The following is a 21,913-nucleotide window of genomic DNA, read 5'->3' as shown; positions in this document are numbered from 1 at the left end:
CGACAGACAGGAGGGATAGGTTGACCTACCCCTCCTGCCATATCGCGGTCGGTTGCGAGCCGTCCTGGCTCTTGCTAGCGCTTCGCCAGGTAGTCGAGGAGACGGTTGGTCTCGTTCTCGCGCAGACGCACGGCGATGGACAGCTGCTCGAGCATCTGAGCCACTGCCATGGCGCCGGCCTTGACCTCGTGCGTGCTGAAGAACTGACGCACTTCGGCTGCCCGGTCAGGCGTATCGAGCGACCCGCAGGCGCGAGCAATGGCCGGCACCATGTTGGTCGGGAAGGCGCTCTTCACCTTCTCCCAGTTGTCGCGCAGGTAGTTCCAGGCGAACTCCTGGGAGTACTTGTTGCCGAGCAGGCCGGCGAACAGGTACGGCGAGTTCTGCACGCTCACTTCGTCGCTGAAGCTGAAGTCCAGCGTCAGCTTCAGCAGCTCGAGCGAACGGAAGCCGTACAGCGAGAAGAGGAAGGTGTTGCTGTCACTCGGCGTGCGTGCGGTCTTGAAGAGCTGCTTGAACTCCTCGTAACGCGCCTGGTCACCGAAGTAAGCGAGGATGCCGACGAAGACCGAAACCAGGTTCGGATCGACCGAAGCCCGGTCCTTCTGCCACGCCGCGAAGAGCTCCTCGGCACGCGCGCGCACCTCGGGGTCTTCACAGGTGGTGCCGAGCGTCGAGAAGAGCGAAGCGCGCAGCTGGGTCGTCTGCACCGACTCACCCGCCACAGGCGTCCAACCGAGCTGGTCGAACGTCGGGCGCGCGAAGGCACGGATGATGTCCTTCAGGGGCTGGCGCTTCTCCTCGGGCAGCAACCGGTGCATGGCACCGAGACCGCCGAGGATGATGCCGAACACCGTCGGGTCGGTCTCACCCGCGAAGCGAGGCACGAGTTCGAGGAAGTCGATGCTCGTGCTCAGACCGGCGCGAACACCGGCCCAGGCGTCGTTGACGAGGTTGAACCGCTCGATCACCGAGAGGTTCTCCTGCACGTTGGCAGTGAGCGCCAGCGCCAGCTCGCTCGAGTAGCGCACGCGGTGCACACCCGAACCACCGGCGTTGAGCTTGACCCACTGGAACCCCTCGCCCACGTCGATGGTGGCGTCGGCGGTGTCGAACAGCACCGTCTGCTTGACGATGTCGCCGCTCGCCGTCCTGGTCTTGATGATGAGCGGGATGGGCCACAGCGCAGTGGACGGCTCCTCGTTCAGGAACTGGAACTGCTGCTGCGTCACCTTGATGGTGCCCGGCTTCTCGCCGCGCTCCACCGACACCACCGGGTGACCCGGCGTGAACACCCAGGCGTCCATGATGCGACGCACGGGCACGTTCGAGCCACTGAGGCGGCAGGCCTCCTCGAGCGCATCCCAGAGGTCGCCCGTCTGGGTGTTGCTCAGGCCGTGGCGCTTCAGGTAGATGCGGATGCCCTCGCGGAAGGTCTCGAAGCCGATGTACTGGTGAATCATGTCCAGCACCGAGCCACCCTTGTTGTAGGAGATGGCGTCGAACAGCTCGTCGACCTCGTCCGGGTGGTTGACCGGCATCTCGATCGGGTGCGTGCTCTTCAGCCCGTCGATGCGGAGAGCCGCAGCGCGCGTGCCACCGAACCCGTCCCAGATCTTCCACTCGGGCTTCCACATGGCCAGGCAGAGGTTCTCCATGAACGTGGCGAACGACTCGTTCAGCCACAGCCCGTTCCACCAGTCCATGGTGACCAGGTCACCGAACCAGAAGTGCGACGTCTCGTGCAGCACCGTCACGGCGATGCCCTCGAGTTCGTCGTGGGCAGCCGTGGCCTCGTCGCAGAGCAGCGCCTCCTCGCGGTAGGTGACGCAGCCCGTGTTCTCCATGGCGCCGGCTTCGAAGTCGGGAATCGCCACGTGGTCGATCTTGTCGCCGCCGAAGTAGGGAACACCGAAGTATTCCTCGAACCACTCGATGCCACGCACAGCGCACTTGAGCGCCCACGAGGTCATGTGCTTCTTGCCCGGCACGCACCAGATGCGGATCTCCTTGCCGTTCACGAAAGCGGGCTCGGAGCTCTCGAACTCACCGACGATGAAGCAGGTGAGGTAGGTCGACATCTTGGGAGTGCGGGCGAACTCGACCAGCTTGCGCCGGCGCGAGACCGGGGTCTCCTTGAGACGACGCCCGTTGGAGAGCGCCACCAGATGCTTGTCGACGACCAGGCTGACCTTGAAGGTGGCCTTGAAGTTGGGCTCATCGAAGCAGGGGAAGGTCTTGCGAGCTTCCGTCGCCTCGTGCTGAGTGGTGACGATGGTGTGGGTCTTGCCCGCCTCGTCCTCCCAGGTCGACTTGTAGAAGCCGCGCAGACCCTGGTTGTGCGACCCGGTGAAGCTCAGGTGCAGCTTCCAGTCGCCTGCCGCGATCTGCCGCGGGAAGGTGATGGTGGCGACCTCGGTCTCCTTGTTGATCGACACCTTGCCGACGATGGACTTGCCACCGCGCGTGATGCGGACCTTCTGGATGCTGATGTCGCAGACGTTCAGGGAAACGACGTCGGTCGCTTCCTTGACGGTAACGGCGATCGTCTCCTCACCGCGGAAACGACCGCTCTTGCCCGTGGGGTTCGGGAAAAGCTTGATCACATAGTCGGTCGGAACGACGGTCTTCGGCAGCCGGAAGCTGTCGAGAGCGACGTGCGCGCCGATGCCGTTTTCGGTGTTGTGAAACTTACACATGGTATAGACTCCTTACCTTTCGGTATCGAAACATAATACCGAAAGCGTTGCCTTGCAGCAGCGCCTTCGGCGATGTGTTGGCCGAGCCTGACGGACAAGCATTTCAGCCTGATTGTCGGGTACGGCGGTGGAAGTGACGGCGATACCACTTGCGGTGGCATCCGCCGAAAAAACGAGAGGGGCACCGACAGGTCGTCGATGCACCCTCTCGCTGATGTAAGAGCTCGAGCCGGGTTCAGACTCGCACTACTTGGTCGTCACCGGCTCCTTCTCCGCACCGTCCTTGGTGGCGGCGACGAGGCTGGTGAGCTTCGCCGTGAGCTTGGGCGTCTCGTTCTGGCGCAGACGGACGTTCACCGCCAGCCGCTCCAGCATCTGCCCGAGGGCGACGTCGCCCTGCTTGACCTCGTTCTTCTCGAAGAAGTCGACGATCTCGGCCTGCAGCTCAGGCGTGTCGAGACCCGAGCAGTTCTCCACCATGCGCACAACGCCGCGCGTGGGGAACTTCTGGTTGATCTTCTCCCAGTTCGCCCGCATGAAGTCCCAGGTCGCCTCGCCGGCGTGCTCGGTACCCAGGTAGGCGGCCAGGATGTAGGGGGCGTCGTCGGTCTTCACCTCAGCCAGCATCATCTGCATGGCAGCGGTGTAGAGAGCCGGCTCACGGAACTTGCCCAGCGCCGTGAGGAAGCGGAGCTTCTCCTGGTCGGTCTTGGCCGACTTGGCGAAGCCCACGAACTCGTCGAAACGAGCCTTGTCGCCGGTGTGCGCCATGATCGAGATCACGGCCGGCACGACGTTGGGGTCGATGGACGTGGCGTCCTTCTTCCAGGCGTCGTACAGCTCGGTGGCCTTGGCACGCACATCGGCGTCGCTACCGACCGTGCCCAGGAGCCCTGCCAGCGAACCACGCAGCTCGCGGGTAGCCGGCGACTCGTCGGCCTTCGGAGCCCAGCCCAGACCCGTGAAGACGGGCTTGACCAGGTCACGGATGAACTGCTTCATGGACTGACGCTCCGCACCCTGGGTGAGGGTGTAGAGGTGGCCCAGAGAGCTGCTGATGATGCTCCAGACGTTCGGGTTGGTCTCGGCGCCGAAGTTCCCGATCAGCCCCAGGTAGGTCTCGGAGCTGGTCTTGTTGGCGCGAACACCGCCCCAGGTGTCGTTGACCAGGTTGAAGCGCTCGATCACCTGCATGGTGGCGAGCGGGTCGGCCGTCAGGCGAGCCAGGAGCCCGTCCGAGTAGCGCACGCGGTAGAAGCCCGAGCCGCCGGCGTTGGCGATGATGTACTGGAAGTCCTTGTCGATGTACACCGTCTGCTCGCGCTCGGAGACGATGAACTTCTCCTCCTTCACCACACCATCCTTGGTGGCATAGCGGATGTGGACGGGGATAGGCCACAGCTGCGTGTTCTCGCCTTCCGGCAGGAACTGGAACTGCTCCTGGCTGAACTTGACGAAGCCCGGCTTGTCAGACTCCGACACGGTCAGCACAGGGTGACCGGAAGTGAGCATCCAGGTGTCCATGATGTGGCGCACCGGGGTGTTGTTGTTGTGGAGCTTGCAGCCCTCCTCGAGAGCGTCCCAGAGGTCGGTGACCTCGGTGTTGCCCAGGGCATGGCGCTCCATGTAGATGCGCATGCCGGTGCGGAAGGTGTCCTCGCCGATGTACTGCAGGATCTGGAAGAGCAGCGAACCGCCCTTCTCGTAGGTGATCATGTCGAAGATCTGCTCGACCTCGTCGGGGTGGCCGACCTTGCCGAAGACAGGGTGGGTGCGCTTGAGCGAGTCGAGCGCGAAGGCGCCGGCGCGCTTGATGCCGAAGTCGTTCCAGATGTTCCACTCTGGAGCGAAGTGGTTCATGGCCAGGTACGCCATGAAGGTGGCGAACGACTCGTTCAGACCGAGGCCGTCCCACCAGGCCATGGTCACCTCGTTGCCGTTCCACTGGTGGTCGAGCTCGTGCAGCACCACCTCGACGACGCGCTTGATCTCCTGGCTCGTCGCCTTGGTCTCGTCGGCGAGCAGGGCGGTGGCGCGGTAGGTGATCAGACCGGTGTTCTCCATGGCGCCCGACCGGAAGTCGGGAATGGCGATCATGTCGATCTTGTCACCACCGAAGTAGGGACGGTTGAAGAACTCCTCGAACCACTTGACGCCGAAAGCCGCGGTGCGCAGCGCCAGGCTCTTGAGGTGGTTCTGGCCGGGAATCGACCAGATGCGGATCTCCTTGTTGTTGGCGAAGACCGGCTCGGAGCTCTCGAACTCACCGATGCAGTAGGCGACCAGGTAGGTCGACTGCTTCGGCGTGGTGTGGAACTTGACGAGCTTGTAGGTCGGGCCCGCCGTCACGTAGCGGATGCCGTCATCGTACGGCTCTTCCGACTTGATGCGCCCGTTGGAGAGCGCCGTCAGCCGGTCGTCGACGATGAGCTCGATGTCGAACGTGGCCTTGAGGGCCGGCTCGTCGAAGCAGGGGAAGGCGCGGCGGGCGTGCGTGGCCTCGAACTGGGTGGTGCCGATCCAGTGCACCTCGCCCTTGTCGTCGGTCCACTTGGAGCGGTAGAAGCCCTCCAGGCTCGGCTGCACGAGGCTGCCCTCGTACTCCGCGAAGAACTTCCACTTGCCCGCACCGAGCGTGCCGGCGAAGTTGAACGTCGTGCGCTCGGCCTCGGCGTCGTAGGTGCCGGCGCTCTCGTGCTCGATGTCGGCGTACTTGCTCGTCTCGGCGTCAGCGAAGCGCACCGTGGCGCGCGTCTTGAGAGCGTCGAGGCGAGTGCCGTTCTCGTGCACGACGTAGGCGCTCGTGATCTTCAGGTCCTTCGTGTTGAGCGTCAGGCTGCAGGTCGGACGGAGGACGTCGACGTCGATCTCGACTTCGCCCGTGAAGGTGAACGTGCCGAAGTTCGGCATCTGCCGAACCCGATAGTGGCTGGGAATCACGGAAGTGGGGAGCTTGTAGCTCGGCACATCCGAGTCAGCCTGCGGATTTGCGTGCTTGTTACACATGTTTTTTGACTCCAGATTCGTTAAGGTGTGTCGAAGCCTCAACGAGGTTTCGATGGACAAGATGAAGCGCTCCTAACGCCAGGAACATGATACTCCGTTCACAAAGATCTAGTCAGTCTTACCCGCCACTGCGACACACAGTGCACGAGGCTCGGACCCACTGAAATCTAGTGCTTAGAGGAGGAAAAGGTTCCTGAAGCGTAAGAAGAAAAAGTAAACGACATCTGGACCATATAGCCCGACGTATATTGAGATCAAATCATATGTACTTAAGCGCATTCCGCTTGGCAACCCGGTTTGAGTATGCATAGTCAGGGCAGATGGGACGGCTGCGCTTCATGGTGGCCTTTACGGTCCGCGACGTTGCATTCCGCTTGGCAACTTGTTTTGAGTACATATTGTCAAGGCAGCCGGGACGGCTGCGCTCCATGAGAGGCTACGATGGACTGCGACGAAGTCTTGACATCATGCTGTGTTCAGGTGCACTAGTTGTCAACTGAGTGCCACCGCCTATGGAGTCGGCAAAAAGCTCTGCTTTATTTCAGTCTCTGGCGCGGTTGACGTGAGCACTTTGCAAGTCACTTCGGAATGCGCTTGACAAGCCGCTCGGGGCAATGTTTACAAGCTGTGCTACCTGCAAAGTGGTGGCGGCGATATATCTTTCCGCTATTGATCTGAAATTGGCTGGCGGTGCCGATCGACAGGCTATCGGGTGCCCCGCAAAGTCTTAAAAGGAGAAGCGCTTCATAATCGCAAGCCCTCTTGTCATCTCAATGGAAGTTGCTGCCTGCCTGCATTGCATAAATAAGTGAGAGAGCTATTTTCTTTGACCCTGCTTTTTAAAAGAGCGTTTATATATACCTCCGCGCTCTATACCTGGTCTTACTTTCGTTGCTTTGACTTTCTCTTTCTAGTTAGGGTCTACGTACTCTTTCCTTAGCTCTCAGGCACTTCATCACCCGCAGCATCGACTCATCTGCGCATTCCCATTTCAACAACGACTCGTGCACTTTGTGCATGTCGGGGAGAAGCAGTGACGACGAGGGTAGTGAAGCACCTGGTTTCTCAGGCAAGAGTGCCCCTTGATGGTTAGCGATGGTCGCTCACCATCTTCATCAACCGCGCCACCACATCTGGTGAGCGCAACGTACTGGACTGTGCAAGCTGTCCGTTCGCTTTCAAAATAGACCGATTTCGCGTTTGCGACTTCGGCGGTACACGTCAATTTCAAGCGTGATATGTAGCCGGCGTTTCGCAAGGAACGCTTCGAGTTGAACGTTCGATCGCACTTAGCGATGAGCGCGTTCAGACTCGTCTATACGAAAGTGAGACGGCAGTTTGTGACACGTCCGAAAGGAAACTGTCATGAACCGCACGACTCAGGGAATCATCCCGCCCGACATGCTTCTCCACTTGGCCAATGCCACCGGCCACAGTGCTTACCTGAACACCCTGATCCAGACCCAGACGCTCTGGGCCAAGGGTCAGAAGAAGGTCACCTACAAGAAGGCGCTCAAGAACGCCCAGCGCATCATCTACGATGCGAAGAACAGCCAGCGCCTGCCCGGCACCAAGGTGCGCGCCGAGAACGACCCGGCCACCGGCGACAAGATCGTCAACGACGCCTACGACTTCCACGGCATGATGCGCGACTTCCTCAAGGTCGTCTTCGGCCGCGACAGCATCGACGGTCAGGGCATGGACCTGATCGGCACCGTGCACTACGGCTCGGGCTACAACAACGCCTTCTGGAACTCCCGCCAGATGACGTACGGCGACGGTGACGGCGTCATCTTCGCCACGTTCGTCCTGCTCGATGTGATCGGTCACGAGATGTTCCACGGCGTCACCGAGCACACCTGCGGCCTGGAGTACTACGGCCAGTCCGGTGCGCTCAACGAGAGCCTCTCCGACGTCTTCGGTGTCGGCCTGCGTCAGTGGGTCGGCAAGCTCACCGTCGACCAGGACTCCTGGCTGATCGGCCCGGGCATCTTCGCCAAGGGCATCAAGGGCCGCGCCCTGCGCGACATGCGCAACCCCGGCACCGCCTACAACGACCCCAAGATCGGTCGCGACCGCCAGCCGGCGCACATGAAGGACTTCGTCAACACGTCGTCCGACAACGGCGGCGTCCACACCAACAGCGGCATCACGAACAAGGCCTTCGCCGAGTTCGCCATCGCCGTCGGCGGCTACTCCTGGGAGAAGGCGCTGCCGGTGTGGTTCAACACCGCCTGCGTCTCCGGGCTCGTGAAGAGCGACACCGACTTCCAGGGCTTCGCCAACGCGACGGTCACCACCTGCCGCAAGATGTTCCCGGAGATCGTCGACAAGCTCGTCGCCGCCTGGGACAAGGTCGGCATCAAGGTCGCCTGATCTGCATGCAATTCACTGAATCGGGCTGGCCGGAGTAATATCCGGCTGGCCCTTTTCGGTTTTCTTTCCGGGCGCCACTACCACTATGGGTGGTGGCGCATCGGAAGCTCAACGCTTGTGAAGCCGGCAAAGGTTTGGAGCCTCTGTCGGTGACGAATGATCGCAGGATGTGCGGCACAACGCTGTGCATCTAAGGACATCTAGACGGCTGACGACGCTAGTTATTTAGTTAGTTAGTCGAAGAAGGAGTTCGCTATATGAACCCCGCTAACAAAAAGATTGGGAAGCCAGGTGTTACGGCTTCCGACGACACGAATCTCGCGGAAGAGGTCCTGCGCCAGAGTGGCAAGGGATCGGCTGAGGTCGAGGCTGTCGGCACGATCGACCGTGCCGATGAAGTCTTCGAGAAGACTCTCGAGGCCCGTTTCCGCACTTCCGAAAGCCCGGTAGCCAAGGGCGTTTTCGGCAATTCCCCCCTGCGGCTCTTCGCGCCCCATGCCCGCCCGGCTGGGTTCGCTGAGAAACCCGCGTACCTTCAGGTCATGGCCGCGTGCATCGACATTGTCGCTGCGCATAACGAGGCGGGCACGCTTTTCGACGAGAAAGAAAAGATCTCCGACGTTTGCATCCGTGATCTGTCCGAAGCTGGCTACTTCGGTCTGCTCATTGACCCGGAGTTCGGTGGAGAAGGTGCTCTGTTGTCTGACTTCATGCCATTTCTGACCGAGATGGCGGCCAAGGGTGACGCGACGACGGCCGGGTTGGCTTCCATCCACGGCTGTATCGGTGCTGTCGACCCGCTTATTGGCTTCGGCTCCGACGAGCAGAAGGCTCGTTTCCTGCCCAAGCTGGCTTCGGGCGGGGCGCTCTCGGCATTTGCTCTGACCGAGCCCAATGCCGGTTCCGACCTGACGCAGCTGCGCACCACGGCTGTGCTCGACGGCGACGACTACGTGGTGAACGGGCGCAAGCTCTTCATCTCCAACATCCGACCCGGTCGCACCATCGGTCTCGTGGCCATGATCGACGGCAAGCATGCCGTGTTGATCGTGGACCTGCCGGCCGAGGAGAACGAGCACTTCCAGCTCGACAAGTACGAGATCCACGCCGTACGCCACATCTACAACTACGGCATCGTCTTCAAGGACCTGCGCGTTCCCAAGGCCAACCTGCTCGTGCCGCCGGTCGGAGACGGTCTCACCGTCGCCTATCACGGCCTCAACCGTGGGCGTATCGCTCTGTGCGCGAACGCCTCGGGTGTGATGCGTACGCTGCTTGCGGCGATGTTGCCGTGGGCCGACTACCGCGTTACCTACGGCGACAAGATCGCCAGCCGTGAGCTGGTGCAGCGCCGCATCGCCCACGCCGCTTCTCGCATCGTCGGTGCCGACGCGCTCGTGGCCTGGTGTTCCTCGCTGCTCGACCAGGGTTACCGCGGCGAGCTCGAGTGCATCATCGCCAAGGTGTTCGGCTCGGAGTCGCTCAAGGAAGTGGCTATCGAAGACGCGCTCAAGACGCTGGGCGGACGTTCGCTGCTCAAGGGCAGCATCGTCGGCGACAACATCCACGACCTGCTCGCGCCCATGATCTACGAGGGTGAGGGCGAGGTCCTGGCCATGGCCTTCTTCAAGGGTCTGATCAAGGACCCGGGCAACAGCTACATGGGGCCGGTCATGGCTGCCATGGCAGCCTCCGGCGTGGAGATGAAGTACCTGCTCAAGTGGCGGGGCGGCAAGACGCTGGCTCAGGTGGGCAAGCTCCTCAAGCCTGCCAACTTCCTGCGTCTGGTGCGCGCGTCTCTGCCCATGGCGGGCTGGATCTTCCGCACCGAGAGCCGCTTCGGCGACTTCCAGAGCGTCTCTGAGGTCAACCCGAAGCTGCGCCGCCACGCCAAGTTCGCCCTCAAGAACTTCACACGTCTGGCCAAGCGCATCGAGCGCGCCATGCTCAAGTACCAGGTGGCGCTGGCTGACCGTCAGCTCCAGATGGTGCAGATGTCCATGGCTGTGCAGCGCACTGTGACGATGCTGGCGGTGGTGCAGTATGCCACCGAGCGTGGTGACGAGGCGACGATCGCGGCGGCCGATGTGCTCTGCCGTGACCTGACCATGCAGCTCGTCGGTGGTTTGCCCGATGACGGCTACTTCCGCGCCTGCACGAAGCTGGCTCGGCTTGTCTCTGACGGCAAGTTCACGCAGCTTGCCGGTGTTCCGCAGGCTACCATCCTGCGCCAGTACGACCAGAAGTAGGTCGTAGAAGCGTGAAACGCAAGTGTTGGCTGGAGTTTGGTCCGATTTTCGCAATCGGCAGATCCTTCACCACTTGCTATTCCGTTTCATCATGCGCTCGGGGCGAGTGCGCTCTTGCATTCGCCCCGAGTTGCTTTCCATGGACCCGTCGATGCCTATCGACCAAAATTCAAGGAACTCCCATATGAGAAACAGCAATCGCAACGGTGTAGACCTGCTCGCCATAGGCGCTCTCGGTGTGCTCGGTCTGTTCGCCTTCAAGGCGCTCACCTCTCCGCGCCGCTCCGCCAGTCAGCCCAACCGCGTTCTGGCGGCGCCGCGACGCGACTTCCTCGTGCTCTACAGCACGCACGGTGCCGGGTTCCACTTCAAGGACGGCAGCACCGATCTGCCCGACGGTCCTTTCATGACCTTCGATGAGGCGGCTGCCGACTGCCAGCGTTTCGACGCCGGCGCCGAGGCGGTCGATGGTCGTGCCTGCGTCTTCGACGTGCGCACGGGCGTCAAGTACAACCCCTACCCGGCTCAGGCTGCGCAGTAGCGGGTTCAATCTTTCTTTTCCGACAGGTGCAGGCGGTCATGTCGGCTGCCTGCTGCTGTCTTGCGGCAAGCGAGAGCTTGCTTAGTGGAAGGAGGCGACAACTTTTATGTTCAACCCCAAACAGCACTTCGGGTCTGTTCCTGCCGGCACTTCTCCCGTGCCCAGGCATGGAGTCGACTGGAAGCACAAGTTTTCTAACTGGTGGGGCGGTGCCACGATTGCGTCGCCCACGATGGAAGTGTCAGGACCAGCCAAGCAGGCGGTGAACGCTGTGCGTCGGTTCCTCGATGACCCGGCCGCGCTGACACGCTACTACCTGCAAGACATGGATTACAGCCGCTTTCTGATTCGTCAGCTCTTGCAGCTTACCGTCGAGACGCCGGTTGTCTTCGATGCCAGCGGTACTGCCTCGCTCTTGCTTGCGTCGCGCCTCTGCGCTCACGTCAGCGCGGTCGGCGGGCGTTTCTTCACCATCACCACCGACGAAGGCGGGTCGCTCGTTCCAGCTGCTCTGATGGGGCGCAATCCCAATCAGATGGAGTCGGCGATGTTTCAGCCGACGAGCGCTCTTTTCTATCAAGCGGAGCCGGTTCTGCCGTATCCGCCTGATGTGACGCCGACCTCGAAGGTGATCGGTATCGGGCGGCTCACCAACGACGAGCTCGTCCAGTCGATCAAAGAGGCTGCCTACAGCCTTTCTGAGGGCGGTCGCATCACAGGCTGCCTGGTTCTGCCTCACGTCACCAAAACGGGGCGCATTCTGCCTGTCAGGGCAGTCTCGCGCGCTGTCGAGGAACTGAAAGCCGACGGTATTCAGCTCTCTTTTATCGTCGACGACATTCAGGGCATCGGTCGCACCGACGCTGAATCTATCGCCAACCCGGTCTCGTTCTGCGATGCCTACGTCTTCGGTTCGTCCAAGGCGCTCGGCGGCTTGCTGATTGCCTCGACGCTCGTGCTCAAGCGGGAGTTGCTCGAAGCTTTCCTCAAGCGCATCGAAACCGGCAGCATGAAGGAGGCACCGCCCTGGGTCTCGCACTTCCAGTTCGAGCCTCAGTACGAAGATCGCTTTCCCCCGCACCTCCTTAAGCAAGGCGCCGTCTCGATTCCCGAGGTGGTGGCGATGCGTGAGGCTGTGCGCTGTCACTTCTGGCGAGGCGTGGGCGAGACCTACAGCGAGCGCAGGCAGCATCAGCTTGCACTTGTGACCAGGCTGCGTCGCCAGGTGGTGGAAGCCCTCTCCGCCGTAGACGGCATCGAGGTGCTCGAGAGCACACCGGAGCGACCCCTCGTTCCTTCAATCATCTGCTTCAAGGTGCCCGAGCCCTGGTCGCCCAACGCCTTCAAGCAGGCCCTTCAGGAGAGCCAGCCCATCGTCACGCCCAGTGCATGCATCGGTCGTTACGTGCGGCTCGAAATTCCCGAGTATCGCTCGATGCCTTCTGTCGACGTGCTCGTTAAGACCATTCGCAGCGTTCTGGCCAGCCGGTCGTAACGCTGCCCGTTCTGTCTTCAAATGACTAATCGCGGCTCTGGTTGCGATTTCCTGGGTGTCTTCGGGCACCCATCTTTTTCCAGCGCCTGCGAGCAGCTGCCTTTTCGGGCGGTTGCTCAACGGCGATCAAAGTAAGGAGAGCCTACACACTATGGCTACGACCAAGAAAAAGACCGCCACTCTGGCGAAGCTCAACAACATCATCGTCGGCGCCGGCAAGAAGCCTGCCGCCACCCACACCAAGCATGGCGGGTGCAACCACATCGTGGTTCTGCCCGGCTATGGCAAGCAGTCTTTCAACTTTCCCGAGGTGGAAACTCTCGTCATCAACTCACTGACGCGGCTGGCGAACGACTCGTCCAGCGTGGTCGGAGAGGCAGCCGATGACCGTGCCGAGTCTTCCACCCGGCGCGAGTTCGGCCTGCCGCCCATCCGCGTCGAGATGAGCGAGGCCTTCCCCCTCTTGCCGGCCGGCGCCGGTGTGCCCGTTCCCCTCGTGCCGCAGTTGCCCGAGGAGAAGCAGGCCGGCAAGGGTCTCGGACCCACTCTCTGGGTGGCGGCTGAGGGTGTGCGTCAGGTGCTCCACAACGGACGCTTCGACGCCATCATCGCCGACCGCTTCGACCCGCTCGCGGGCGCCGTCAACTGGGCAGGCCAGAACATGGAGCCGAAGTACCGCCCGGCCATCATGAGCCTGGGTGGTCAGCTCGGTCAGCTCCGTGCTCTCTACCGTGAGGCTCTGCCGCGCGTGCTCTCCGTGCTCGCAGGACAGAACCCCAAGGCCCCTGCTCATCAGCTGCTCGAGGCTGCTGTCGGCTCGCTCGACGAAGAGCTGGCCGAGATCCTGACTGTGCTGCGCATCTGGACGGATGCTTTCGGCCAGCTGCGTGACGGCATGTACAAGCAGCTCCAGGCTGTCACCTTCGTCGTCGAGCAGGCTTTCAAGCTGTTCGAGACGGGCGCCCTGGACGACCACTGCGCCGATGGCAAGACGGGTCCGTGCCGCGCCAAGCTGGAGAGCAACATCTTCCAGGTGGGTTCGGTCTTCGTGGCTCGCTTCAGCCCGCAAGGACCGTCGACGCTGCCCGGCAGCAAGGGTCCGATCAAGGCTCACGCCATCGAGGTGCCTCACGACGAGCGTGACATGATCTCGCTCATGCTCGTGCTCTACACGCACGAGTTCCGTCACGACATCTTCGCCGACATCAACGGGCTGGCTTCCGAGCTCACCCAGTCGGTGGTGGCTGAGATCGTCAAGGTCTGGCAGGAGAAGGGTTTCAACTTCGTCACCGAGAAGCAGAAGGTGGGCAAGTTCTCCTACGAGCCCATCGAGCTTATTGCGCAGCTCTTCGCCGACACCATCGGCGAGGTCGATGCCGACATCTCGGGCGGGGTGCTCTCGGTCGGACCGGCCTTCCTCTACAACATGGTGATGACCTTCTGCGCCTTCAACTCGCAGGGACGCAGCGTCTTCGCGGCCAGGGACAGCGACCAGCTGCTGCGCTCGAGCTCGTACTACGAGCTGGGCAAGGACGGCCGGCACACCTTCCTGCCGCACCCGCCCGACTACATTCGCGCCTACATCGTGGCGGCCGCGCTCGACGAGATCGGCTTCCCCGAGGAGGCCGAGCAGTGCCGTGCTCTCGCTGACCAGGCGGTCGGCAGCCCGCTTCCCCGCTACATCACCTGGGAGGACACCGAGGGCAAGAGCAAGTCGGTGGTCAAGATCGCCATGTCCGACCTCAAGCAGGTGGCTCCTGTTGTGGCGCGGGTTCTGATTCGCAAGCCGCTCGAGTCGCTCGGCGGTGTGTCGACGTCCGACCTGGTCAACTGGAATCGTGCTCGTCAGGCCAAGGTCGATGCGCTGGCGCAGAACCTCATGGCCGGCAGCTCGGCGGTTCCCGAGGACATGGGCGGCATGTATGCCACCTACGTGGCAGCGGCTGCCACCATGGCTTACTGGGGTCTGACCGAGGGCGGTCGGCGCGTCGGCAGCTCGATCGCCATGGTCGAGAAGAACGCTCTGCGCATGCTCGACACGGTGCGCGAGCGCCTGGAGGCCTCGGAGCTGGTGCCCGGTGCTTCCAAGGCCATCTGCGGCTGCGGCAAGGACCACAGCAACCTCGTGCCCGAGGTGCCTGGCGCGCCGGGTTCGGAGATTCCGAAGGACCCGTGCACGACCCAGTAACCGGGTGGTCAGCTTCTGAAGTGGCGTTCGAGGGCACCTCGCAGTCCCTCGGGCGCCGCTCGGAAGCGATTTATTTGCGACCGGGGAGGCGTTCTCCCCTGCACAAAGGGCGGGTCTTTGACTTCGGTCGAAGACCCGCTCGGCGTGCCGCTTGCTAATAGTTTCGCACCACTTACGGTGCAAAATTGTTTTCCACAGACCAGCCCAACGCTGGTTTCTCTGAGCGGGTGAAGAGCACTCCGGCTTCTTCCCGTTCAAGGAGATCTCAACATGAATTCGCGAAAGTATCTTGCGCTTCTCGCTCTGCTGCTTGTGATCGTTGCCGGTCTGGCGACGATCGGCAGCCGACAGAAAAGCGAACTGTCTCTTCCGAAGTCGACGACCAACAGCGTCATTCTCAAACCGGGCGGTGCCGAGCAAGTGCGCTTCGTCACGAGCAGGCCCGGCGGCGGTTTTGACGAACGGATCGAGTATTCGGACAATCGCACGGCTGTGGCTACGCACCGTGCCGACAAAACTCTGGCTGAAGTGAAGATCTGGTATCCGGCGCCTGAAGGCAGTACGGTGCGCCAGCTTCAGCGGCAGGCAGTCTATGAAGCCGACGGCAAGACTTACGTCTCGGTCGTCGACTACTATCCGGACGGCAAGCTGCAACGTCAGGGCACCAACTTCGGTGGCAGCACGATTTTCGAATCGTACAGCTTTGCCGCCGACGGTAAAACCGTGGCTCGCCATCAGCGCTTCGTCAAGAAAGACAAGTGGGTGGCCAACTTCGATGAGTCATATGCTGCCAACGGCGCTGTGATTTCGTCGCTCTTGTTGCAAACCGACGGCAGCACCGTGATCACCACCTTCACCGACAAAGGCGTCAAGACCTCGGTGGCCAAGGCAGATTCTCGGGGGTCGACGATCACGACCGAGTTCTACTACCCCGATGGTGTGAACGTTTACAAGCGGCTCGAGCAGGGTCCGAACACCGTCACCCTGACGCTTTTGCGTTTCGACGGCACCAAGATCGTCAAGCGTGAAATCAACGCCGGCAGCATGACGGTTGCTTATTACACCGAGAAGGGCGAGCCGTCTTACAAGCAGACCTTCACGGTGGACAACCTGCAAACCCCCGATGGCGGCTCGATCAAGCGTTACCGTCTGACGTATGCGGCTCAGACCGATACGAAAGACAACACGTTGCTGGCAGTCTATACCGCTGATGATGGAATGACACCGAAAACGGTGACGATCTACCATCAGCCTCCAGGCTCCGCACGCATCGAGAAGACGTTTGCCCCCGACGGCACTCTGGCCAAGGTGGAGGTCTACGACAAGGACGGCAAGAAGATCGCATCGACGCCGCACACACCGTCTGAAAACCTGCGTGAGACGCTGCCGGCCAAGCTCATGGAACTGGAGCGCTTCGACCGCCCGCCTGGACCGACCGGCATCTATCCGTACAATCCCTACTCGATGTACGGCGAGTACTGAAACGCGCCTGTCTGGCACAAAAACCAGATGATGGTTATGAGCTACGTGGATGAGGCTTTCCGGCCCTCCACGTAGCTCTTTTTTTTATCCCTTCTAGTCATCAATATAGTAGCGTTGGCAAGACGCACTGGTTTGCATTTATCGTATGATCATCGCGATGATGATCACCCTTAATATCCAGCTAGATCGAAACAGTGACGTAACACTCGATCGCCAGTTGTACAACCACATCCGCGCCGCCATCCTGTCGGGCGAGATGAAGCCTGGAATGCGGGTTTTATCGACGCGCGAATTATCAGAGACGCTGAAAATTTCCCGCTCTACAGTTGTCGATGCGTACAAACAGCTGATTGCTGAGGGATATCTGGACGCAAAAGCCAAGTCCAATACCTTCGTATGTCTGGAATTGCCTGCTTCTCAGAGCGGCCCGGTGCCTGCTCGCGTCACCAACAAATTGACAGAATTGGGCAAGAGACTGAGCAAGACTGAGGTGATCGAATCACCTGTGGGCGAGGACCTGGAGATTCCCTTTTATTTCTGGCGCAATGCGCTCGAAGAATTGCCACTTGAGCAGTGGACGAAAAATTTGTGGAAACGCAGTCGTGTCGCTCAGAGCAGTTTGCTCGATTGGGGACCACGAGCCGGTTCGATGAGGTTGCGTCAGGCAATTGCCGATCTCGTCAGGCAGACGCGCGGCATCGATTGTTCGCCTGCCCAGGTGATTACAACACTTGGATATCAGCAAGCGATGGATATGATCAGTCGCTTGTTCATCGCCAGAGGCGATCTGGTGGCTATGGAAAATCCCTGCTTCATGGACACGCGTGCGGCCATCGAGGCTTACGGTGCCGAACTTGTGCCCATCGATGTAGATGAATCAGGCTTGATTGTCGAGCAACTGGCCGCACGCACCAGAAATGACATCAAATTGCTCTGTTTGACGCCTTCACATCAATTTCCTACAGGTACGATTCTTTCTATGTCGAGGCGCATGGAACTTCTTGATTGGTCCCGCAAAGCCAATACTGTGATTTTAGAGGACGATTACGACAGCGAGTTTCGATACGAAGGGCAGCCCATACCCGCTCTAGCTGGTCTGGACAGAAACAGTCTGGTCGTCTATGTGGGCAGTTTCAGCAAGATTCTCTACACCTCTTTTGGCATAGGCTATATGGTCGTGCCTGAAAATCTTGTTGAACTATTCGAGAATATGCGCCGGCTGGCCGCTGACCCGTTGCCTGCGCAGATGCAGGAGGCATTGGCCGACTTCATCGAAGAAGGGCATCTAAAGCGGCATATCAAGCATATGAAGCCAATTTATGAGGAAAGGCGTTCGGCTTTGATACACAGCCTCAAGCAGCATCTGGGCCATCGAGTCACCATATTTGGTGACAATGCCGGACTGCATGTCATGGCTAGAATCAAATCGCTTGTCCCGGATCAAATACTGATTGCGCGCTGTGCCAGAGTCGGCGTCGGTCTGGTTTCAACCACGAACTGCTATCTCGAGAATCCGCGCCGCGGCGAGTTTGTCTTCGGTTACGGCAACCTTTCTCCCGAGGAGATTCGAGAGGGCATTCGACGGCTGAGTGCAATTGTTACTCACAGTGATTGATGAAAGATTTCCACCAGCAGCGAACTCAACCTAAACATTAAGTCTGACCGTAGTTGAACATAAGAATAGGGTGAGTACAGGATCTTTCCAGCACGTTATGATATCTTGGGTCCAGCCCGCGTGTTACGGGAAGCTATCGAGCAGGTGAGTGTCTTGGATATACCACATCAGGATGTGACTTCGGCAGCCTCGAGAGCGGCGTCTTCCGCTCGTCATGCTTACCATACTGCAGACTACAAGGTGAGCAAACGTGAGATGGCGGCCTTATGGAATCGCTATTACGTCTGGAAAGCGCTCAAAGAGAAGGATTTGAAGCGTGAGTCGAGCAGTGTTTATAACATGGGAGCAGGCGCACGTGGAACGCGGCGCGCCTATCAAACCGCCTCTTTTGAGACTGTTTTCGTGCCCGTACAGCGCTCGACCAGCCACCCTGTCGCTCGCCGTGCAGTGCAACACACGCTCAAGCATGGCACGGCAACACATCCCGCCCGCTCTGCCTATGCCACCACTAGTGGTGTGCACTTGACGGTGCTTTGACGATCAGTAGTTGAGAATAATTAGTTCGTTGATGCGACCGCGTTTGTCACCGTTGCAGTTGATAGCGCGGTTTGCCTGCACTGTTTCGATGCGAAAGCCTGAATACAATTCGCGAATCACAGGGATGTCCGAATTACTTTGCATGACGTAGCAACCTTTCTGGCTCAACGATTTGAACACTTGAGCCAGACGCTCTTGATCGGCGTAGTTGAACGAACCTTTCGTGTAACTTGTGAAGTTGGAAGTGCTGTTGAGTGGATGATAAGGCGGATCGAAATAAACAAAATCGTTCTGTCTGGCTTTGGCTACTGCTTTTTCGAATGGTTGACAGATAATCTGGGTGTTGGCCAGTACGCGACTGACGGCATAAATGTTCTGACTATCAACCAGTTTGGGATTTTTGTAGCGACCGAAAGGTACGTTGAACTGTCCCTTTCGATTGACTCGATAGAGTCCGTTGAAGCAAGTTTTGTTGAGGAAAATCATGCGGGCAGCGCGTTCGGCGTCGTCCAGTTGATCGGCGTTCTGGGCTCTGATCTTGTAGAAGTGATGAATGTCGTTGCGGTGTTCACGCAATTCTTCGAGAACTTCATCGGGCTGATCGCGTATCATCGTGTAGCAGTTGATCAATTCATCATTGCAATCTGAGATTGTTGCTCTCAGCCCTTCATAGCGGGCTGCCAGGCTGAAAAACACCGCCCCGCCGCCCAGAAACGGTTCGAAATAGCGGTTGAAATTCTTTGGATAGAATTTGTCGAAGGTCGCAAGCAGTTGCGATTTGCCGCCTGCCCATTTAAGAAACGGAGTTGCTTTTGCTGTTACGAGGTGACGCACATTTGTGCCCTTTGCTCGTCGAGCAGGCTGCATCTCAAACAATTATTCCCGCTCTTTCCAGTAGTCGGCGTGTCGCCCAGTAATGCACTTCCCAGACATCTGGCCCGTACCCGCCGGCAAAGACCATGGCAAGAGGAATACCTTTGCCCGCAAATGTATCTATAACATAGAAATCTCTTTCTTTCATAGCCTCAAGTGAGAGTCTGATGAATTTGGTGCCCGGCAAAACGTCCTTCTCGTAAGGATCGCTGCCCGCTACAAACAGCACCATATCCGGTGCAAAGCGGCGCAGGGACTCTTTCACACCGGCTTCCATCAGCTCTTGATAACACCCTGTTTCTGACTCTTTCACGGGCACGTCAAGATCGCTGGTTTGTTTTTCGTCGGGCCATCCTTCGTGTGAATGTACTGAAAATGTGAAAACTGAATCGTCGTTTTGAAAGATTCTGGCTGTGCCGTCACCTTGGTGAAAATCCAGGTCGACAATCAGCACATTTTTGACCAGCTTGCTTTTCTGCATCGAACGAATGGCGATGGCTACGTCGTTGATCACGCAGTAGCCTCTGCCGCGATCGGCAAAGGCATGGTGGTAGCCTCCGCCCAGACTGGCGGCTAGCCCTGTTTCCAGGCTGAGCATTGCGGCTGCAAGGGTGCCACCACTTTTTAGTCTCAAATCTTCGATTAAATTTGGCAGTGGCTCGATAGCTTTTTCAGGAATGTACTCGTTACCCTTGAATTCGAAAATATCAAGCCAAGTGGCGGCGTCATTCAGAGTTTCCAGATACTCGGCCGTGTGAACCAGTCGAACGTCCGCGTCAGATATGGGTTCGGGCAGACGATACTGGATTTTTTCAGCGCCACGGGCAGCTGCTTCCTCGTTTAAGCGTTTCAAGACGAGCTCGCCCCGATCCAGAGCGAAGGGCTTGTCAATGCCGAACCGGCCAAGGTCGGTCTTGTATTTTGGTGAGTAAAACAGAGGCGCAATCATCGTTTGCAAGTATAGCGCCTGGGTGTTACAAGGTAGGTTCGCTGGGGCAAGTTGAGTTAGCGTCTGGGAGAAATTGTAATGAGAAGCAGCGGTTTCGGTCTGGGAAAAAGCAAAAAGCCTCAGGAGGAAGCAGCCAAGAAACAACCGCCGACAAATGCAGATCTGACACAGATTCTGGGTCTGTCCCAGAAGTCTCCGGATCGAACCTTTCAGTACAAGTGGCATTCGCCCGATCAGACTAAGATGTACTATCTGAACGTCGTCACGCATGGTAAGGCAGACCAGCGTAAAGGTTGGGCCGTCAGCGCCCACGATAATGCTGCAGTCAGTGCCGCTGATTGGACGTTGCAAGCAGACATCGAAGGTCGGCGCCAGCAGCTTTTTAATATGCAGACGAGCGACTCTTATATGGTGCTGTCGGTAATTGATGAAATACTGGTCGACGGCCAGGCTGGTGATGCGGCAGCGTCTGCACCGCTTGACGAACAGTGGGCGAACCAGAGTGCTTCGCCGGAGTCACGAGACAGTGCCGGTGGACCGCCCTCCTATGGCGGAGCTCAAAGCGAGTATGGAGGAGCTCCCGCTTATGGTGGAGCTTCAAGCGGTTCTGAGAGCACCTATGGGGGTGCTTCTGCCGGAAGTTACGGTGGTGCTGCGGCTGGCTATGGTGGTGCGGCTCAGTCCGGCACCGCAGGTGGTGCGGGCTCGCTCGAATCAGGAAACTTGCGAGAAATACCGATTCGCAACTTAGTGCAGCGTTTGGCGTCAAGCAAGGCGACAGGGCGTCTTCTCATCAATCAGGGCACTGTCGAATCAGAGGTGTTTTTTACCGACGGCTCGCCTGTGCATGCTAAGTCTGTGCATTCGATTTACAAAGACCGTGACATGACCGGCGATAGCGTAGTCGTAGACCTTTTGACCTGGACCTCTGGTGATTTCAAATTTCAGAATGGCTATCCGGCAGCGACGCGCACGGTCAACTCATCGCTCGAAGATTTGTTGGCAGGAAAAGTTTCCGCTGCACCTGTTGCCGCCGCTCCTGCAGCTGCGCCGGCTCAACCGGCAACTCCGCCAAAATTGCCTGGTAGTGCCGCTCCGCCCATTCCTCTGGCGGCGAAAATCAAAGTCAATCCCGACGATTTTTCCAATGCTGATGACCTGATCGCAGAGACATTCGACAATTTGATTGAGCCTTCCGGCATGCTTAAGTACGGTATGTTCTTGATGCTTGCCCGCACCGAGTTTGCTCGTTTTGAAATGAGCAGGACACCATTTTGTATCGCTGCCATTGGCCTGGAGTCTCAAGGCGTACTCAGTTACGAGAGTATCGGCAAGGTGCAGGAGTGTTTCGAGAGTGCAGGGCAGGCACTCGATACAATCTCTGCGGCTACGGGAGTGCGCTTCCTGGCCCTGTTTCCTCACTGTTCGGGCACAACTGCGGCGGCGACTCTCAAGCAGTTTTTGCATAATCTTCAAAACACGCAGCTGGGAAATGGCATTCACGGCAGCGCTTTGAGAATGTCTGTCGGCTTGTGTGAAGTGCCACGCGATGGGGCTGACTTTGAGACGGTTATGAATCGTGCCTGTAAGCTGCGATTGGCTGCTACTCCTGAGCGACGAATTGTTCTTAACGCCGGATGAGTTTTGCTATCTCGACTTCAGGAAAGCGCCAGAAGAGACGAAACGGAGGTTGTCATTCGGAGCGGCTCGTTACCTTCCGGGCATCGCTTAAGCCTGATTGCTCAACTGTGGTTGCCAAGGTTTGCTAGTTGTCATAGCCACGCTTTTGCCGTTGTAAAGCCTAAAATAGAGAAGCTTAGCTAATTGATCTTAAAATGCTCTTGATCAAGAAATTAGATCTGCACTAGTTTTAGCTGTTAAATTTCGTTCTTTACTTCTTTTA

At 58.9% G+C, this 21,913-nt stretch carries 13 protein-coding genes; 9 read left to right on the top strand and 4 right to left on the bottom strand.

From position 1 onward, the window contains the following. Positions 1 to 74: 74 nt before the first annotated feature. Both EKK48_29360 and EKK48_29355 read right to left on the bottom strand, forming a co-directional pair. Positions 75 to 2,699 carry a M1 family peptidase gene (locus tag EKK48_29360; GenBank protein ID RTL35274.1) on the bottom strand — a complete coding sequence of 875 codons (2,625 nt, stop codon included), beginning with the start codon at positions 2,697 to 2,699 and terminating at the stop codon, positions 75 to 77. Between the two features lie 246 nt (positions 2,700 to 2,945). Further along, positions 2,946 to 5,765 (bottom strand): M1 family peptidase, encoded by a 2,820-nt coding sequence (locus tag EKK48_29355; protein ID RTL35273.1) that lies wholly within the window; start codon positions 5,763 to 5,765, stop codon positions 2,946 to 2,948. A 1,305-nt stretch (positions 5,766 to 7,070) separates the two neighbouring features. On the opposite strand from EKK48_29355, the gene EKK48_29350 reads away from it, so the two are divergent. The 8 genes from EKK48_29350 to EKK48_29315 all read left to right on the top strand — a co-directional run bounded on the left by EKK48_29350 (position 7,071) and on the right by EKK48_29315 (position 18,188). Beyond that, positions 7,071 to 8,081: a M4 family peptidase gene (locus tag EKK48_29350; GenBank protein RTL35272.1), complete on the top strand. Its 1,011-nt coding sequence runs from the start codon at positions 7,071 to 7,073 to the stop codon at positions 8,079 to 8,081. 257 nt (positions 8,082 to 8,338) lie between these two features. Then, positions 8,339 to 10,330, top strand: coding sequence for an acyl-CoA dehydrogenase (locus EKK48_29345; protein ID RTL35271.1), 1,992 nt, complete (start codon positions 8,339 to 8,341; stop codon positions 10,328 to 10,330). Between the two features lie 184 nt (positions 10,331 to 10,514). After that, on the top strand, positions 10,515 to 10,871 hold the full coding sequence (locus EKK48_29340; protein ID RTL35270.1) for a hypothetical protein: 357 nt from the start codon (positions 10,515 to 10,517) through the stop codon (positions 10,869 to 10,871). 106 nt (positions 10,872 to 10,977) lie between these two features. Continuing rightward, the gene (locus tag EKK48_29335) at positions 10,978 to 12,366 is read left to right on the top strand and encodes a hypothetical protein (GenBank protein RTL35269.1); all 1,389 of its coding nucleotides are present in this window, start codon (positions 10,978 to 10,980) and stop codon (positions 12,364 to 12,366) included. 151 nt (positions 12,367 to 12,517) lie between these two features. Beyond that, a complete protein-coding gene (locus EKK48_29330; GenBank protein ID RTL35268.1) occupies positions 12,518 to 14,554 on the top strand; it encodes a hypothetical protein in 2,037 nt (678 codons plus the stop codon). A gap of 270 nt (positions 14,555 to 14,824) precedes the next feature. Beyond that, positions 14,825 to 16,036, top strand: a complete 1,212-nt coding sequence (locus tag EKK48_29325) for a hypothetical protein (protein ID RTL35267.1) — start codon at positions 14,825 to 14,827, stop codon at positions 16,034 to 16,036. Positions 16,037 to 16,181: 145 nt separating this feature from the next. Continuing rightward, positions 16,182 to 17,651 carry a PLP-dependent aminotransferase family protein gene (locus EKK48_29320; protein ID RTL35266.1) on the top strand — a complete coding sequence of 490 codons (1,470 nt, stop codon included), beginning with the start codon at positions 16,182 to 16,184 and terminating at the stop codon, positions 17,649 to 17,651. Between the two features lie 81 nt (positions 17,652 to 17,732). Next, a complete protein-coding gene (locus EKK48_29315) occupies positions 17,733 to 18,188 on the top strand; it encodes a hypothetical protein (GenBank protein ID RTL35265.1) in 456 nt (151 codons plus the stop codon). A gap of 3 nt (positions 18,189 to 18,191) precedes the next feature. Here the strand turns inward: EKK48_29315 and EKK48_29310 are convergent, their stop codons facing one another. Both EKK48_29310 and EKK48_29305 read right to left on the bottom strand, forming a co-directional pair. After that, positions 18,192 to 19,055, bottom strand: coding sequence for a DNA adenine methylase (locus EKK48_29310; protein RTL35340.1), 864 nt, complete (start codon positions 19,053 to 19,055; stop codon positions 18,192 to 18,194). 1 nt (position 19,056) lies between these two features. Then, on the bottom strand, positions 19,057 to 20,280 hold the full coding sequence (locus EKK48_29305; GenBank protein ID RTL35264.1) for a histone deacetylase: 1,224 nt from the start codon (positions 20,278 to 20,280) through the stop codon (positions 19,057 to 19,059). On the opposite strand from EKK48_29305, the gene EKK48_29300 reads away from it, so the two are divergent. Continuing rightward, a complete protein-coding gene (locus tag EKK48_29300) occupies positions 20,254 to 21,651 on the top strand; it encodes a DUF4388 domain-containing protein (protein ID RTL35263.1) in 1,398 nt (465 codons plus the stop codon). The genes EKK48_29305 and EKK48_29300 overlap by 27 nt on opposite strands. Positions 21,652 to 21,913 lie beyond the last annotated feature (262 nt).

The sequence above is a fragment of the Candidatus Melainabacteria bacterium genome, assembly GCA_003963305.1.
In the GTDB taxonomy this organism is placed as follows: domain Bacteria; phylum Cyanobacteriota; class Vampirovibrionia; order Obscuribacterales; family Obscuribacteraceae; genus PALSA-1081.
The sequence above is the reverse complement of the archived record's forward strand: the minus strand, read 5'-3'. Positions and strand labels throughout refer to the sequence as shown.